14 protein-coding genes are annotated in these 16,290 nt (G+C 65.6%); 5 read left to right on the top strand and 9 right to left on the bottom strand.

Features of this window, described 5'->3' with window-relative positions:
- Positions 1–29: 29 nt before the first annotated feature.
- The 5 genes from ACIPK7_RS03080 to ACIPK7_RS03100 all read right to left on the bottom strand — a co-directional run bounded on the left by ACIPK7_RS03080 (position 30) and on the right by ACIPK7_RS03100 (position 4,710).
- Complete coding sequence (locus ACIPK7_RS03080) at positions 30–815, bottom strand: 3-hydroxybutyrate dehydrogenase (protein WP_401085175.1); 786 nt, start codon at positions 813–815, stop codon at positions 30–32.
- Between the two features lie 61 nt (positions 816–876).
- Positions 877–2,010, bottom strand: a complete 1,134-nt coding sequence (locus ACIPK7_RS03085; protein ID WP_401085178.1) for an ABC transporter permease — start codon at positions 2,008–2,010, stop codon at positions 877–879.
- A gap of 9 nt (positions 2,011–2,019) precedes the next feature.
- Complete coding sequence (locus tag ACIPK7_RS03090; protein WP_401085181.1) at positions 2,020–3,192, bottom strand: ABC transporter permease; 1,173 nt, start codon at positions 3,190–3,192, stop codon at positions 2,020–2,022.
- Positions 3,174–4,145: an HlyD family secretion protein gene (locus ACIPK7_RS03095; RefSeq protein WP_138216097.1), complete on the bottom strand. Its 972-nt coding sequence runs from the start codon at positions 4,143–4,145 to the stop codon at positions 3,174–3,176. The genes ACIPK7_RS03090 and ACIPK7_RS03095 overlap by 19 nt, the downstream gene beginning before the upstream one ends.
- An 85-nt stretch (positions 4,146–4,230) precedes the next feature.
- Positions 4,231–4,710, bottom strand: coding sequence for a phosphate-starvation-inducible protein PsiE (locus tag ACIPK7_RS03100; RefSeq protein ID WP_192291983.1), 480 nt, complete (start codon positions 4,708–4,710; stop codon positions 4,231–4,233).
- 168 nt (positions 4,711–4,878) lie between these two features.
- Between ACIPK7_RS03100 and ACIPK7_RS03105 the strand changes: the two genes are divergently transcribed.
- Both ACIPK7_RS03105 and ACIPK7_RS03110 read left to right on the top strand, forming a co-directional pair.
- The gene (locus ACIPK7_RS03105) at positions 4,879–5,160 is read left to right on the top strand and encodes a DUF3509 domain-containing protein (RefSeq protein ID WP_138216095.1); all 282 of its coding nucleotides are present in this window, start codon (positions 4,879–4,881) and stop codon (positions 5,158–5,160) included.
- Between the two features lie 269 nt (positions 5,161–5,429).
- A complete protein-coding gene (locus ACIPK7_RS03110) occupies positions 5,430–5,696 on the top strand; it encodes a YebG family protein (protein ID WP_017519065.1) in 267 nt (88 codons plus the stop codon).
- A 27-nt stretch (positions 5,697–5,723) separates the two neighbouring features.
- On the opposite strand, the gene ACIPK7_RS03115 is transcribed toward ACIPK7_RS03110, so the two are convergent.
- The gene (locus ACIPK7_RS03115; protein WP_401085186.1) at positions 5,724–6,758 is read right to left on the bottom strand and encodes a Glu/Leu/Phe/Val dehydrogenase dimerization domain-containing protein; all 1,035 of its coding nucleotides are present in this window, start codon (positions 6,756–6,758) and stop codon (positions 5,724–5,726) included.
- Between the two features lie 154 nt (positions 6,759–6,912).
- On the opposite strand from ACIPK7_RS03115, the gene ACIPK7_RS03120 reads away from it, so the two are divergent.
- Entirely contained in the window at positions 6,913–7,722 is an 810-nt protein-coding gene (locus ACIPK7_RS03120) for a SirB1 family protein (RefSeq protein ID WP_401085189.1), read from the top strand.
- A 10-nt stretch (positions 7,723–7,732) separates the two neighbouring features.
- Here the strand turns inward: ACIPK7_RS03120 and ACIPK7_RS03125 are convergent, their stop codons facing one another.
- From ACIPK7_RS03125 to ACIPK7_RS03135, 3 genes are all read right to left on the bottom strand, one after another.
- Positions 7,733–10,276 carry a LuxR C-terminal-related transcriptional regulator gene (locus ACIPK7_RS03125; RefSeq protein ID WP_401085191.1) on the bottom strand — a complete coding sequence of 848 codons (2,544 nt, stop codon included), beginning with the start codon at positions 10,274–10,276 and terminating at the stop codon, positions 7,733–7,735.
- A gap of 194 nt (positions 10,277–10,470) precedes the next feature.
- The gene (locus ACIPK7_RS03130; protein ID WP_192430755.1) at positions 10,471–11,841 is read right to left on the bottom strand and encodes a DUF1329 domain-containing protein; all 1,371 of its coding nucleotides are present in this window, start codon (positions 11,839–11,841) and stop codon (positions 10,471–10,473) included.
- 22 nt (positions 11,842–11,863) lie between these two features.
- Complete coding sequence (locus tag ACIPK7_RS03135; RefSeq protein WP_401085194.1) at positions 11,864–13,657, bottom strand: DUF1302 domain-containing protein; 1,794 nt, start codon at positions 13,655–13,657, stop codon at positions 11,864–11,866.
- 303 nt (positions 13,658–13,960) lie between these two features.
- On the opposite strand from ACIPK7_RS03135, the gene ACIPK7_RS03140 reads away from it, so the two are divergent.
- Both ACIPK7_RS03140 and ACIPK7_RS03145 read left to right on the top strand, forming a co-directional pair.
- Positions 13,961–14,713, top strand: a complete 753-nt coding sequence (locus ACIPK7_RS03140) for a helix-turn-helix domain-containing protein (protein WP_401085602.1) — start codon at positions 13,961–13,963, stop codon at positions 14,711–14,713.
- Positions 14,714–14,825: 112 nt separating this feature from the next.
- Complete coding sequence (locus ACIPK7_RS03145; protein WP_401085196.1) at positions 14,826–16,247, top strand: NAD(P)/FAD-dependent oxidoreductase; 1,422 nt, start codon at positions 14,826–14,828, stop codon at positions 16,245–16,247.
- Positions 16,248–16,290: the final 43 nt, after the last annotated feature.

Raw genomic sequence — 16,290 nt, forward strand, 5'->3', positions numbered from 1 at the left:
GACGGGGTCATTGTTCTTGCGCTGCCTCGTCAGCGCATCCCCCAGCCATGGCTGACCAGCACCGACTGCCCGGTGAGCGCCGCCGAAGGGAAACTGGCCAGGAATAGCACCGTCTGCGCCACGTCCTCCACGGTGGTGAACTGGCCATCCACCGTCCCGCCGAGCATCACCTGCTTCACCACCGCCTCCTCGCTGATGCCCAGTTCCTTCGCCTGCTCGGGAATCTGCTTCTCCACCAGTGGCGTGCGGACGAAACCGGGGCAAACCACATGGGAGCGCACGCCGTGGGGCCCTCCCTCCTTCGCCAGGGTGCGGGCCAAGCCGAGCAGGCCGTGCTTGGCGGTGACATAAGCGGATTTGAGCGGCGAGGCTTCGTGGGAGTGCACAGAGCCCATGTAGATCACCACGCCGCCGCGCCCGGCCGGGTACATGTGACGCAGCGCCGCGCGGGTGGTGAGAAAGGCGCCGTCGAGGTGGATCGCGAGCATCTTCTTCCAGTCGGCGAAGGCATAGTCCTGCAGTGGATTGACGATCTGGATGCCAGCGTTGGAGACGAGAATGTCGAGCCCACCGAACGTGGCGACTACCCGCTCGACGCCGCTGTCCACGGCCTGCTCGTCGGTCACGTCCATCGCCACCGCCAGCGCTTTGCCGCCAGCGCCTTCGATCTCGACCACCACGCGCTGGGCGGCGTCCTGCTGCAAGTCGGCGATAGCTACTGCAGCGCCAGCCTGCGCCAGGGTCAGGGCAATCTGTTTGCCGATGCCGCTGGCCGCACCGGTGACCACCGCGACCTTGCCGTTCAATGCGTTCATCAGAGAGCTCCCAGGGAAGTTGGAATTCTCACTCTAGTCGGCCCGGAGCCAGGCGCCGCGGTCACCAGCCCTTCAGCTGGTCCCAGCGCCAGTTGCGGTACTGGTAGATCAGCGTGCCCAGCAGTCCATAGGCCGCCGCCATGGCGAAAAGGATGAGAATGCGGTCAGCCACGGCGGAAAGCGGCAGGTTCATCTGGTTCATTTCCACCACAGCGCGGATCGCCCAGGTCGAGGGGATCGCGTCGGCCAACAGTTGCACCCACTGCGGCATGGCCTGGGGCGGCCAGGTGAAGCCGGCCATGTAGAACAGCGGCAGGGTGATGAAGGTCATGGTCAGGTACACCGCCTCTTCCGAGGGCAGCACCTCGGCGATGAACTCGCTCATGGCGATCACCGCCAGCAGGAAGGGCAGTACCAGTCCCATCAGCATGAAGAACGAGGCCGTCTGCCGGTAGCCCATGATCCACGGCCAGATCACGTAGAAGAGCATCGCCAGCACTGTCCAGATCAGCAATTGCGCGGCATAGCGGCCAAAGCGCGTCGAGGTCGGCTGGCGTAGCGAGCGCGGAGTGCCGCCACGCAGGTTGAGGTTCACCCGCGTGCAGGAAAGCAGCAGGCTGTGCTGCAGGATCAGCGTCACCAGCCCCGGCAGTACGATGGCGGCGAAGCTGGTGCCAGGGTTGAACAGGTCGGTCAGTTGGCCGATGGCCGGCTGCAGCAGGACGTTCGCCTGCACCTCGGAGAAGCCCCCACGCATCAGCCGCTCGCGGTTGTAGCGCAGCGACAGCTCGGTGTAGGTAGCGCTGATGTCCTGCTGGATCTGCCCGTTGGCCATGCGGTTGGTGGCGTCGCCGAAGATCGGCACGGTCACAGCCTCGCCGCGCAGCACGCGCTTCTCGAAATCCAGCGGGATCACCACGATGGCGAACAGCTTGCGCCAGGCCAGGTCGTGCTGCGCATCGGGCAATTGGTCGTAACCGACCGTGGCGATCTTCGGTGCGGCGTCCAACTGGCGCACCAGCTCTCGAGATACCGAGCTGTGGTCCATGTCGATCACCGCCACCGGCAGGTCGTCCATGGTGCGGTGGGCATAGGGCAAGGTGGTCAGAGCCACGGACAGGACCATGAGCAGCCACAGCGGCTTGCCGAGCATGCCGGTGAGGGATTCGCGAAAGACCTTCCAGAAATTCTCCATGGCGGCTCCTTACGCCGGGCTCAGGTCGAGGCGCCGGCGCAGGCGCATCTTGGCGATCATGTAGGCGATCAGCGGATAGAGCAGCAGCTTGCAGCAGGTGTAGAGCCCGGACTCGGCCGGCGCCCGGCGCAGGAACTGGTCGAACAGGCCGTGCAGGGTATGGGTCAGCGGCTCGGCCTCGGAAATGACACGGGCGATCTGCGGCATCGCCAGTTCCGGCAGCAGCACGCCGGAATAGGTCTGCGCCACGCCGATCAGCAGGCCGATCAGGGAGTACGCGCTGTAGCGGTTGGCGGTGAAGATGAACAGCATCAGCCCGACACTCTGCGCTGCCGCCACGTAGCAGACGGTGATCGCCAGCATCCACCAGGGATTGCCATTGATTCGCGCGCCATTGAGTTCCACCAGCAGGAACAGCTCGACCATCAGCAGCGTGCTGAACAGCAACGTGTAGGGCGCCAGCTTGCCCAGCAGCCGCGCACCGAGGGCCTGGGCGCGCAGGATGTGCGGCGACGACGCACGCAGCTCCGGCGCTTCGCGTGCCAGCACATGCACGGTGGCGACGATCACGAACAATTGCAGCAGGTGCACGATGGCGGCGAACTGCTGGAAGTAGATGTAATTGCCGCTGGCATTGAACAGGCTTTCATAGGACACGCTGATGCTGGCCAGCGCGGGCATGGCGCGGTCCATGCCGGTGGCCAGGCGAGGGCGCAGCTCGGCATTGACCGAACTCATCAGGCCGCTGAAATCCTGGGTCGAGTAGAAGCCGGCGGAATAGAACAGTGAGTTGTAGTAAAGCTCCGCGACGGGCTGGCGGCCGGATAGCGCGTCCGCCTCGAAGTCGCGCGGGATGTAGAGCAACGCATAGTCATCGGCCATGCGCAGGCGGTGCAGGCCCTCCTGCAGACCGCCGCCAAGCACCTCGGCCTTGGCGTGGGAGCCAGCATCCAGCTCGCGGACGATACGCCGCGACAGGCTGCTGTGATCCGCGTCGACCACCGCCACCGGCATGTCCAGCAGCGTGCCCGCCTGGTACACGCCGCTGATTACCACGAACAGCAGCAAAGGCCAGAGCCAGCCGAGCCAGTGGATGGTCCAGCTGCGCAGGGCGACCCGCGTTTCGCTGCCGAAGGCCTGGGCGAAACGCAGCAGGTTGCGCCTTACTGCTTCCACTGCCACAGCGCGCTCATGCCGGGGCGCAGGCCTTGCACCGGCTGGTCCGGATACAGGCGCACCTCGAAGGTCTTCAGGTCGAAATCTCCGGTGGCGCGGGTGGCGCGCTTGGTAGCGAAGTCGCCGAGCGGCGCAATGTAGGCGACCCTGGCTTTCACCTCGGCGCCCTTGAGCGCCGGCACCTGGATCGCCACTTCATCGCCCTTCTTCACATCAGCCAGGATGTCTTCGCGCAGGTTGAACACAAAGTAGCTGTCGGACAGCCGCACCAGCGTCAGCAACGGGCTGTAGGCGTTGACCAGCTCGCCCTGCTCCGCCGGGATCGGCCCGACTTCGCCGTCAACCGGCGCAACCACGTTGAGATCATCGGTCTGCGCCTGCAGCTCAAGTATCTGGGCGTCAGCCCGGCGCACGGCGGCTTCCAGCGCGCGGCGGCGTTCCTCTCGGTCGCCCTGGGTGCCTTCATCGAGGTTGGCCTGAGCCTCGGCGACGCGGTTGCGCGCCACGTCGCGACCACGGCGGGACAGGTCCAGCTGCGCCTGGGAAACGAAGCCGCGGCCGGCCAGTTCCTCGTTGCGCTGGTACTCCAACTCGGCGTTGCGCAGCTCCGCCTGAGCCTGGGACAGACTGGCTTGCAGGGCGCGCAGGGTTTCCTCGCGGGTGCCATGAAGGGATTCGTCGAGGTTCGCCTGCACCTGGTTGCGCGCGGCGCGCAGCGAGTCCAGCTGGGCCTGAAGCTCCGGGCTACTGAGGGAGATCAGCACCTGGCCCTGCTTCACATCGTCCCCGCGCCGCACATGCAGCACCTCGACGCGGCCCTTGGCCTTGGAAGCGACTATGACGTTGGTGGCGTCCGCCTCGCCCTGCAGCAGCAGCGGCTGGGTGTGCAGGCGCAGGTAAAGAGTGACGGCGATGATCACCAGGATCAGCAGGGGCGCAAACAGCTTCCATCCCTTCATGGAGTGCTCTTCTCAGGCAGCGGATGCACCGATGTTAGTGCATCCGTTGCCCGAGCGGCGGCTCTGGATCAACGCCGCCGGGCGATCAGCGCTCGTCGTCGCTGATCAGGTCACGCTCGCTGCCGCGCTGCGGAGAGCTGGGCGAAGGGAAGCGCGAGGAAGCGTAGCGCACCACCAGAATCGCCAGCGCCAGCAACAAAAGGGCTACCGAGACCAGGATGATGCCGTCGTCGGGCACGTGGTTGTGCTGGATGTCGGCGATCATCAGGCGGGTCAGCGCGGTCATCGCCACATAGATCAGGAAGCGCACCGGCATGTGGTTGGTCTTGAAGTAGATACCGACCATGGCGCCCAGCTCGAGGTAGATGAACAGCAGCAGGATGTCGTCGATGCTTGCGTGCCCCTTGCTGACCATCTCGCCGAAGGCCACCGCCGCCGACCAGAACACCGTGCCGCCGATGGCGAACAGCGCCAGGTAGTGGAAGCCCTCCACCAGCAGGTTGCCCAGTGACTCGGCACAGCCGTGCATCCGCTCGCTCAGGCGCTCGGCCCAGTTCTGTTTCATTCGTCGTGTCTCCGCAATACAAGGCATTGTTGGCGTGAAGCCTGCAAGTGCTACGCCATTGATCTTGCGCAGCCATCCCACAGACAGGCTGCGACAAGATGACTGCAACTTTTTCGGCCGCCCCCGAGTCCATCCAGGGGCACGCCACAAAACAGGCAGGAACGAGTGATGGAAAGTCCCTTTCAGAAGCTGACCGACGCCTTCCAGGACCAATACCGCGTCAATTTCAGCCTTGAACGGCCCGACGGCAGCATTGTCCTGACCCTCTCCACCGAGGCAGGCGTCGCCGCGCGCCGTCTGATCCGCAATACCCAGCTGCAGGATCCGGAACAGTTGCAGCGCTTCATTCAGAGCATCCGCTTCGGCATCGCCATCGAGCAAGGCGGCACGGCGCCGCAGCTGCTGGCTGCCATGACGCGCGGCGAAAACGGTCTGCCGATCGCGTCCTGACGCCACCCTTCGCAAGAAATCCTTCCTACAGAGCCATCTGACTGACAATTCATTGCGCCAGTCACGTGGCTGCCTTGCGCGCGCCTACGGGGCGCGCGCACTGCTTTGGGCCGCCGACAATACTGGCCTTCTACAAGCACATCCCTTTCCTGCGTCTACGCTGCTGGCAACGATTCGCACAGCCGCAGTAGCATTGCGCGATCACCTTACTGTATAAATAGACAGTAATTTCGAACTCCCCAATCAAAGAGAAGGCACAGAGGTGATGAATGGCCGTCGAAGTGGTGTACCGCAGCAGCCGCGATCCGGAGCGCCTGTTCATGGATAAGGCAGAGGCCGACCGGCACGACAAGATGCTGGAGTTGGCGGAAACGCTGGCCGACGTGCTGCAGAAGGCGGTGCCTTCGCTGAAGGAGGATCAGGTCGAGGAGATCGGGATCTTCATGGCCAGGAACCGCGACGCCTTCGCCCGCGCCTTCAAGAACCAGCCCGATGCGCTGAGCGAGATTTTCAGCGAGCCAGCCGCCGAGGAATGACCCCCGCTCCTGCAAGGCGCGGCAGTTTCAATGCCCCGAATACTCGCCGTAGAGAATCCGCTCGGCGAGCTTGTCGGCGACCCGCGCCGGTGACAGGTGATCAGCCTGGGCGTGGGCGTAGACCTCGGTCAGGCGCTCGGCGATGCGTGACAGGTGCGCGGTAATGATCGGCAGCGCTTCGCCCTGGTGTTGCAGGGCGACATAGATCAGCCCGCCTGAGTTGATCACGTAGTCGGGCGCATAAAGAATGCCCCTCCCCTCCAGCTCATCGGCGACTTCCGGATGAGCCAGCTGGTTATTGGCCGCCCCGGCGACGGCAGCACAGCGCAGGTGGCCGACCACGTGCGATGTCAGCACGCCACCCAGCCCGCAGGGCGCAAGGATGTCGCACGGCGTAGTGAGCAGTGCTTCGTTGGGCACCGGCCGGGCACCCAATTGCTCGACGGCAAGCTGCACCTTGCCAGCATCGATATCGCTGACCAGCAACTCCGCCCCTGCCGCCGAAAGGTGTTCGGCCAGCGCATAGCCCACATTGCCCAGCCCCTGGATCGCCACGCGCAGGCTGTCCAGGTCGTCACTGCCCAGGCGTGCCTGGGCGCTGGCGCGAATGCCGGCGTATACACCGAGAGCGGTGTGCGGTGAGGGATCGCCGCCACTGGTGGTGCTGGTCACATGGCGGGTGAACTGGGCGATGCAGTCCATGTCGGCGCTGGAAGTGCCGCTGTCCACCGCCGTGATGTACGCGCCGCCCAGGGAATCGATTGCGCGGCCGAAGGCTTCGAAGAGCTCGCCGCGGTTGTTGACGTGCGGAGCGCGCAGGATCACCGCCTTGCCGCCGCCCTGAGGCAGGCCGGCCAGCGCGGCCTTGTAGCTCATCCCCTGGGCCAGGCGTGCGGCATCGCGCAGTGCGGCTTCGTCGCTGGGGTACGGCAGGTAGCGGCAGCCGCCCAGCGCCGGCCCGAGCCGGGAGTTGTGGATAGCGATGATCGCCTTGAGTCCCGTGGCCGGGTCCTGGAACAGATGCAGCGACTCGAGCCGGGTGGCTTCCATCATGTCGAACATGGCGGCGCTCCCTTGCTGGGGTGGACGGCGGTCCGAAGACGGACTCTCTTCAGTATAGGCAGCGCCTGTCACTACACCTTCATGGGCGACGACTGCACCACTGGACGAGTGCCCGGCGCTCCGGTTACAACCGCAGGGTCAGCCGGAGAACGCCATGGACCCGCGTCAAGCCTGCCTTGCCTGTCTTGCCCAGGACCCGCCCGCCCTGTTCGAAGCGGCCCTGTGGATCGCCGCCGAACACGAACCGCACTTGCCGCCGGACCAGGCGCTGCGGTGGTTCGACTCACTCGCTCACCAGGTCGCGGTGGCCCTGCCCCAGGGCACCGGTGATGCAGAGCGCGCGCAGTTCCTGCTGCGCCGGCTGAGCGAGCTGGGCTTCGCCGAGGACGACGAGTACCCGTTTCAGCCGCACGCCGCCCTGCTCCCTCAGGTACTGCAGCGCCGCCACGGCCAACCGCTGTCGCTGGCGCTGATCGCGCTGGAGATGGCTCGGCGCAACGGCATCACCCTGGTCGGGGTGAACTTCCCCGGACGTTTCCTGCTGCGCGTGCCCGGCGCCGACCACCTGCTCGATCCAGCCACCGGCCGCCGTCTCTATACCCGCGACTGCCGCGACCTGCTGGCACGGCAGTTGGGTGCCAGTATCGAACTGACCGCCGAACACCTGCGCACGGCCAGCGCCGCCGACATGCTGCAGCGGCTATCACGCAATCTGCGTCAGTTGCATCTGGCCGCCGGGGAACCGCTGGCGGCGCTGAAGGATGCCCAGCGTGTGCTGGAACTGGGGCCGCCCAGCGCCAGCGATCATCTCGCCCGCGCCGACCTCTATCACGTACTGGACTGCCCGCAGGCGGAGCGCTACGACCTGGAGCGTGCCATGCTGCTCAGCAACGATTCCGCCGAGCAAATGCGCCTGGCCCAGCGCCTGGCCGAGATCAGCGTGCCGCCCAAGGCGCTGCACTGATACTCACGCTTCAGATTTTCAGCAGACCCAGTTCCTTCGCCCGCGCCACCGCCTGGGTGCGGCGCTCCACGCCGAGCTTGCCGTTGATCCGGCGCGCATGGGTCTTCACCGTGTGCAGCGAGATATAAAGCCGCTCGCCGATTTCCAGGTTCGAGCAACCACGGGCGATCAGCTCCAATACCGAGAGCTCTCGCAGGCTCAGCAGGTTGTGCGGAGCCATCTCGCCGGCGTGCGGGCGCAGGCCGAACAGGCCGGGCTGGCGGCGCTGGGTGTCGCGCAGGGTGGCGAGCAACCCAAAGCGCTGGGCCAGGGACACGCCCTGATCCAGCGCACTGCGCGCTTCGTCCAGGTTGCCGGCGATGAAGTGCGCCTCCGCCAGCGCCAGCCAGACGTCGCAGGCCAAGGTGTTGCGACCCTGGCGCAGCAGGTCCGGCAGCATCGCCAGCAAGCGCTGCAGGGCGGCGTCCACATCGCTGTCATAGAGTTCGGCCAGGGCCAGATGGTGCTCGACGCGCAGGATCTGGTCAGGCGCCGCCGCGGGCGGGCTGAGATGGTCGGTGCGGTAACGCGAGGCAACCCGTTGGAGGATTTCCCGCGCCGATCCCGCACGGTGCTGCCGCAGGTGTAGCGCGCCGCTGGCGAGCAACAGCGGGCCGCGATAGATCGGCTCCGGCACGTGCTGCAACTGCATCAGCCGCTCGACTTCCAGCAGGCGGTTGAAGGCACCATCGGTGTCACCGTCCAGCGCGTCCAGCCAGGCCATACCGGTGAAGCCATAGATCAGGCTCGGGTCATGGCTGCGGCGGGTTTCGTTCAACCCGGCGATGAACAGCTCGCGGGCTTCCTCGTCGCGCCCCTGGCGCAGGCATATCCAGCCACGACGAAGCGCGACGCGGCCGGCCATGGCATTGCAGGTGATGCGCATCTCGTCGAGGTATTCCTGCACCCGCGCCAGCAGCGCATCGGCGCGCTGCAGCTCGCCGCGCTGTTCCAGCCACTGGGCGCGGTCCAGCTCCAGCAACGCTTCGAAGGTGGTGCTGCCTTGCAGGCGAGCGCGCCGCAGCGCTTCGCGGTTGATCAGTCGGGCCTCGGCCAGACGTCCCTCCGCCTGGGCTTGCTGGGTCAGCGCGGACAGGCAGATCAGCGTCTGCGACCAGGCTTCCTCCGGCAGGTGCTGCAACGCCTCGCGCAGCTGCTCGCGGGAGCCGGGCAGGCCACGTGCGTGGGTGAGCATGCCGTTGAGGCCCTGCCACTGGGCGATCAGTGCGCGCTGGCGGTGTTCGCCTGGCATCGGCAGAAAGCGGTCGAAACCGGTCAATAGCGCCTCCACGTCGTCCAGGCGACCGACGAAGAGCAGGGTCCAGGCGTTGAGGATGAGCAGGCGCGGCGTGCTGCACAGCAGTTCGGCGGGTAGCGACTCGCGCAGTTGCAGCACGCGCTCGACATTGCGCCCGTGCAGCAACTGCTCCTCGGTCAGGCGTTGCAGCAGGCTGGCAGAAACGTCCGGCTGCTCGGCGTACAGGGAATGCTCGAATGCCGAGTGGATTTCCCCGCACTGGGTGAACCACTGACAGGCACGCCGGTGCAAGGTCGCCGCCGGCCAGCGCGACAGGCTCGCCAGTGCCGCCGCGACCATGGGCGCGACCTGGAACCAGTGCTGGGTGTTGTCCACTGCCTCGATCAGCACGCCCCAGGACTGTAGGCCTTCCAGACCGAGGCCGGGCTCGTCGAACAGATAATCACAGAGTTCACGATTGAAGCGGGCGATCTGCGCCAGGCCACAGAGGGTTTCCGCCAGCTCTGCCGGCAGGCTCGCCAGGACTTCGCGTTGCAGGTAGTCCTGCAACAGGCCGTTGCCGGTCTCGACCACCTGGGTGGCGCAGGGCGCGATGGGTTCATTGCCCAGGCTGAGCAGGCGCAGGCGCACGCCGGCGAACCAGCCATGGGTCGCATCCTGCAGGGCCTGGCGCTGGGCCTGTGGCCACTCCAAGCCGGCGGTCTGCAGGTAGGCATCCAGTTCGCACTGGGTCAGTGCCAGAGTGCTTGCCCCCAGCTCCAGCAGCTCGCCTTCGAGCAACAGGCGGGTCAGATTGCAGGCCGGACGACGGCGGCTGGCCAGCCACCAGCCGATCTGCGGCGAGGCCACGGCGAGCAGGCGGTCAAAGCAGTCGTCGAGGGCGGAATCGGGTGCACGGGGGTAGTCGTCGAGCATCAGCCAGACTGGCTCGCTGGCGTTTTCCAGCCAGGCGGCCAGGGCCGCTTCGCCTGACCAGGGTACGCCCAGCGCCTCGCCCAGACGTTCGCAGAACTGCTCAGGTTCGAGCGCCCGGCCACCCAGGCCCAACCAGACGACGCGAGTGCCAGGGGGCGCCAGGCGCGCACATTCGCTCATCAGCACCGTCTTGCCGCAACCGGGCGGCGCCACCAGCAGGCGCAGGCGGCACTCGGTGGCGCTCAGGCTGGCATGCAGCCTTTCGCGGGGCAGGTGCTGGCGGGGCAGGCGAGGCAGCGCCGCACCGTGCTCTGTAAGACTGGGCAGGGCGATTGTCGACATGGGCTTCTTCCGGCCATTTGCAGGCCAGACTATGCCCCTGGGCGGAGCGGGCAAAGGACCATCAGCCAGACTCATGGTGCGGTATAGCGCAGGCCGCTCTCAGGCCCGAACCAGAGGCGGCGCCTTACTAACGGGCGCCCAAAAAGAAACCCGGCATCCACAAGGAATGCCGGGGCCAAGGAGCGGGGTGTTACTCAGCGCACGCCGGTGTTACGCAGCGCGGCCGGGGTGAAGTCGGCCATGGAGGCCTTGTTGCCGAACACGTAGCCGCGCTTCTCCTCGTTGTTCAGGCCGAAGGTCACGTAGCGGCCGGCGAGGATGTCGTACAGCGATTCGGCGGCATAGCCGGTGGCCAGTTCCGGGTAGAAGACCATCGAGTGGCCTTCGCCGATGCGCCACAGTTGGCCGCGACCGTCGTACAGCTCGGACACGGCGATCTGCCAGCTGTCCTCGTCGAGGTAGAAGTGGCGCTGGCCGTAGATGTTGCGCTCGCCGGACTTCAGGGTGCCCACCACTTCCCAGACGCGGTGCAGTTCGTAGCGGGTGAGGTCCTGGTTGATGTGGCCCGGCTTGACGATGTCGTCGTACTTGAGCGTCGGCGAGTTCAGGCGGTAGCTGTTGTACGGGATGTACATCTCGCGCTTGCCCACCAGTTTCCAGTCGTAACGGTCCGGGGCGCCGGAGAACATGTCGTAGTTGTCCGAGGTGCGCATGCCGTCCGAGGCGGTGCCCGGGCCGTCGTACGCAACCTGCGGGGCACGGCGCACGCGGCGCTGGCCGGCGTTGTAGATCCACGCCAGACGCGGTTCCTTCACCTGGTCCAGGGTCTCGTGCACCAGCAGGACGTTGCCGGCCAGGCGCGCCGGGGCCGTTACCTGCTGCTTGAAGTAGGTGAGGATGTTGCTGGTCTTGCTGGCGTCCTGGTCACCCATGTTCTGCGGCACCGCAATCGATTCCTCGAAGCGGATCGGCGTGTAGCTACCGTTGGTCTGCGGCACGACCTGCACTACCACACGGGAAATATTGCCGCCGTGGTAGCGGGTCAGGTGGTTCCACAGAGCCTGCACGCCGTTCTGGGGCAGCGGGAAGGCGTAATAGCGGCTCTTCTCGAAGTTTTCCAGACCGTTGCCGTCGTTGATCGGCTGGACGAACTCGGCGCTGCGCTTGATGGCGCCGTAGATGTCGTCAGGCAGCGCGAAGGTGCGGTGGGTCTTGTACACCGGGATTTTGTAGGTATCCGGGTAGCGCTTGAACATCGCCAGCTGGCCGGCGGAGAGCTTGTCCTTGTACTGGTCGGCGTTCTGCGCGGTGATGGTGAACAGAGGCTTCTCGTCGGCGAACGGATCAGATAGGAAGCCCTTGCCGTCGATCTTGCCGGCGGTGCGGGAAATGCCGCCGGTCCAGGCCGGAATGCTGCCATCGGCGTTGCCTTCCTTCTGCGAGCCCATGGGTGTCAGGCTCGTGCCCAGCTTGGCCACTTCATCGGCGGATACCGCCGCCATCACGCCGCAGGACAGCAGGCTCAGGGCCAGCGCGCCGCATTGGAGGATTCTTGTCGTTCTCATGTCGATTCCTTGAGCAGGCAGGTCAGAAGTTCACGCCGAAGCTGAGCGAAACGAAGTCACGGTCGACGATGGTGTTGTAATCGCCGCCGAAGAAGTTCGTGTAGTTCAGGCTCGCGGTGTAGGTGTTCTGGTAGTCCGCATCGACTCCGACACTGGCGGCCTTGCTGCCTTCGTTGAAGACCGGGCCGTAGCCGTGCACGTCATGGGACCATGCGACGTTCGGTTTGAGGTTCACACCGGCGAAGACGTTGTTGTAATCCCAGATGGCGCGGGCGCGGTAACCCCAGGAGGACGAGGTGTAGAAGCCGCCGCTGCCGTACTCGTTGCGCGCGGTGGCGTTTTCCGGCACGCCGTAGACCGAGTCGCGCCCGTAGCGCTCGCCGACTTCATTGGTCATGCCGCCGACGTAGGTCATGCCGACTTCGCCCACCAGGGTCAGGCGATCCGCGCCCATGGTCTGGTCGAAGAAGTGGGTGAAGGTGGTCTGCGCCTGGGTGACTTCCTTGCGGATGTAGCCATGGTTGACCGCGTTGGCCTGGGCCAGCGCACCTGCGACGCCGCCACTGGCGAACCCTCCGGCCACGGTGGTGGCGAGCAGCGGGGTCATGTCAGTGGTGTTGAGCTGCAGCGGCATGTTCGGCCGGTAGCTGATCTCGCCGTTCCACGCGGTGCCGGTGGGCAGCGTGGTGGAGAAGCTCAGGCCGTACAGGCGGATGTCCTCGGGGTATTCGAGGAAGTAGCTGCCGCGTCCCAGCAGGATCGGCTGGGCCAGCGCCGACACGCGCAGTGCATTGATGATGTCGGCGCGGCCGGCGTTCTGCATGCTCACGATGGGTGTGCGACTGTGGTAGTTCATGGCGTAGGCGCCGTACTCCACGTCATCGCCCAGCCAGCGCAGGGCCAGGCCCCACTGGCCGGAATCACGCGCATCGCGGTCGGCGCCGCGGGGCACCATCAGGCCTTCCTGGTTGACGGTTACGCCCATGGAGTTGAGCAGCGAGTGGATCCCCGGTGAGTTCAGGGTATTGAGCGTGGCCGGATCGAGGATGTTGTAGTTGGTGTTGCAACCGTCGGCAGCGACGTCGGTGGTAGAGAAGAAAGTGCCGCAGTTGTCCAGCACCGTCTGGTCCCATTCCAGCTGGTAGAAGCCTTCCACGGACAGCGCGTCGGTGACGCTCTGCGACAGGTAGACCATGTTCACCGGGATCAGGCCTTCCTTGATTTCCGAACCGGGACGGCGGAAGGCGGAGACGTCGATGGGGTTGATGGTGTTGATGCTGTTGCCGATGAAGGTGCTTTCACCCCAGCTCACCACCTGCTTGCCCACCCGCACGGTGCCCGGTAGGTCAGCGACGGAATAGTTGTAGTAGCCGAAGGCGTCCAGCAGTTGGGCGCCGGAGGACTTCGCGCCCTCCTTGCGACCGTCATCGGAAACCTGTTTCCAGTCGGTGCTCTCGTCCTTCAGGCGGAAGTCATACCAGTACTTGCCGCGGGTGAACACGCCGAAGTCCCCGTACTTCAGCTCCAGGTCGTGGATACCCTTGAAGATCTTCGAGAAGGTGTCCCCCTTGCGGAAGTTCAGCCGGCCATCGTCGTTGGTCTGGGTCATGCCGTGGCCGCCGTTGGCGGCGCCGATCAGATCCTGCTTCGGACTCTGCGTGCTCCAGCTGGCCCCCACGGACAGGCTGGAATCGAACTGTCCTTCGATCTCCCCGATATTGAAATTGATTGCCTGAGCCTGGGTGGCGCATCCCAGGGCGACAGCAGTGGCGAGTAGTTGCGGTTGGAAGAATCCGCGCCTTGTTTTTGTTGTCATGCGGCTCTCCTGACGGTGTCTAGGTGCCGCTACCCTACTGAGCGACCTGACGGGGAGTAAGCGCTCCAAGGTGGTATTTGGCGTGTCGCCCGAAAGAGTGAATCCCCTCTCTGCCATAGGCTCTGGCGGCCGATATTGGCGCAGGCGATGACGAATCATCGAGACGATGGATAGTGCCCGGCGCTTGTAAGTGCTTTGCCACTACCCGAGAAGCGCCGTCTGGGGCATGCTTAGCCCCCTATGCATGCCATCGACCAACGCCCGACCGACAGCCACCTGACCGAGCAGACCCGCGAGGTGGTGCTGCGCTACCACCAGTGCTGGAAGCATCGCGACCTCGAAGCGGTGCTGGCGCTGTATCACCCGCAGGTGCAGTACAACGACTTCTTCCAGAATCGCACCCTGGGCTACGCCGACCTGCGCGACTACGTGCAGAGCACCATGCCCAGCCGCCCGGAAGAGTTCCTCGACCACATCGACCGCATCCGCGTGGATGGCGACACCGCCTTCATCCAGTACCGCATCGCGGTCACCCTGAGCGGCCGCCTGGCGACCTTCCATTCCAGCGAAGCGATCACTGTGCGCGAAGGCCTGATCTGGCGCATCAATGAATACGCCTCGGTGGTCCGTGAAGGAGGTGAAAGCCGTCCGCAGGCCATCGATCCGCGCCCGGCCACCAGCCGCCTGGGCCTCTCGCCGCGCCAGCTCAGCCAGTTGGCCAGCGACCTGGAAGACTATTTCAGCAAGAGCCAGCCATACCTTGCGCCGGACCTGGACCTGACCCAGGTGGCCACCGCCACCGGCTACACGCGCAACCAGATTTCCTACCTGCTCAACCAGGTGATGGGCCTGAGCTTCTACCAGTACGTCAACCAGACGCGCCTGACCCACCTGCTCAGCCAACTGCGCCCGCCGCTGCCTTCACGCATCGACGAACTGGCCTTCTCCGCCGGCTTCAACTCGCTCTCGGCCTTCTATCGCTGCTTCCGCCAGCAGACCGGCCAGTCTCCCCGCGAGTACCTCAAGCGCCTGCGCGAGGAACAGCAGGAGGCCTGATACGCCCCTGCCGGCGGGTACGCGAGCAATCCTCGCGTACCCGCGCGCACGACAGAACCCCGCGCCAAATCTAGGCTTGCCGACATTCCCCCTCTTCCTTTTGGAGTCGTCTATGTCGGCATGGCGTCATATCAGTCTGTGGATGAACCAACTGGACGATGATTTCGTCCCGCGGCCGTCCCTGCAGGGCACCCTGGACGTCGATGTGGCCATCGCCGGCGCCGGTTACACCGGCCTGTGGACCGCCTATTACCTGAAACTGCGCGAGCCGCAGCTGAAGATCGCCATCGTCGAGGCCGAGACAGCCGGCTTCGGCGCTTCGGGCCGCAACGGCGGCTGGCTGATGGGCAACATGCTCGGCGAGGATCGCCTGCTCGCCGGCCTGTCGCCTGAGCAGCGCCGCGCCTCCTACGACCTGCTGCACGACATCCCCGATGAAGTGGCCCGAGTGCTAGACCGCGAAGGCATCGACTGCGACTACCGCAAGGCCGGCGTGCTCTACACCGCCGCGCGCTATCCGGAGCAGGAAACCCGCCTGCGCGAGTACCTCGCCCACCTGCACGCCGAAGGCCTGACCGAGGACGACTACCGCTGGCTGAGCAAGAGCGAACTGGACGAGCAGCTGCGCATTCCCAGCTCGCTGGGCGCCATCCACACCCCGCACTGCGCCACCATCGACCCGGCCAAACTGGTCCGTGGCCTGGCCCGCGCGGTGGAACACCAGGGCACACAGATTTTCGAGAAGAGCCGAGTCACCCACTGGGCGCCCGGCCTGCTGCGCACCGACCGGGGAGAGCTGAAGGCTCACTGGGTGGTGCCGGCCATCGAAGGCTACGCCGCCGACCTTCCGCCGCTGGGCAATTACCAACTGCCGGTACAGAGCCTGCTGGTGGCCACCGAGCCGCTGCCCGAATCGGTGTGGGCGGAAATCGGCCTCGACAAGGGCCAGGCTTTCAGCGAATTCAGCCGCCAGGTCACCTACGGCCAGCGCACACCGGACAACCGCCTGGCCTTCGGCGCCCGCGGCGGCTACCGCTTCGGCGGCAAGCTGCGCAACGACTTCAGTCTGACCGAGGATGAGGTCGGCCTGCGCCGCTACCTATTCAGCGAACTGTTCCCGCAACTCAAGGACGTGCGCATCACCCACACCTGGGGCGGCAACCTGGGCATGTCGCGGCGCTTCCACCCGCACATGCTGATCGACCGTCGCAACGGCATCGCCCTCGCCGGCGGTTACGGTGGCGAAGGCGTCGGCGCCACCAACCTGGGCGGCCGCACCCTCGCCGACCTGATCCTCGGCCAGGACAGTGCCCTCACCCGCCAACCCTGGGTCATCAATGACCGCAGCGTGCAGGACGGCCTGCGCGGCTGGGAGCCGGAACCCTGCCGCTGGCTGGGCTACAACGCCATCATCCGCAGCTTCGTGCACGAAGACGATGTACTGGCCAACCCCCACAGCGCGCCCTGGCGCCGACGACTGGCCGAGAAGGTCGCCGCCAGCATGGAAAACCTGATGACCTGGAAGGTCGGCTGAAACACCGACCGGCTTCCGAACAGTCAGCCCCGAATAGAAAGCC

Origin of the sequence: Pseudomonas sp. NPDC086581, from assembly GCF_044746165.1 — a bacterium.
In the GTDB taxonomy this organism is placed as follows: Bacteria; Pseudomonadota; Gammaproteobacteria; order Pseudomonadales; family Pseudomonadaceae; genus Pseudomonas.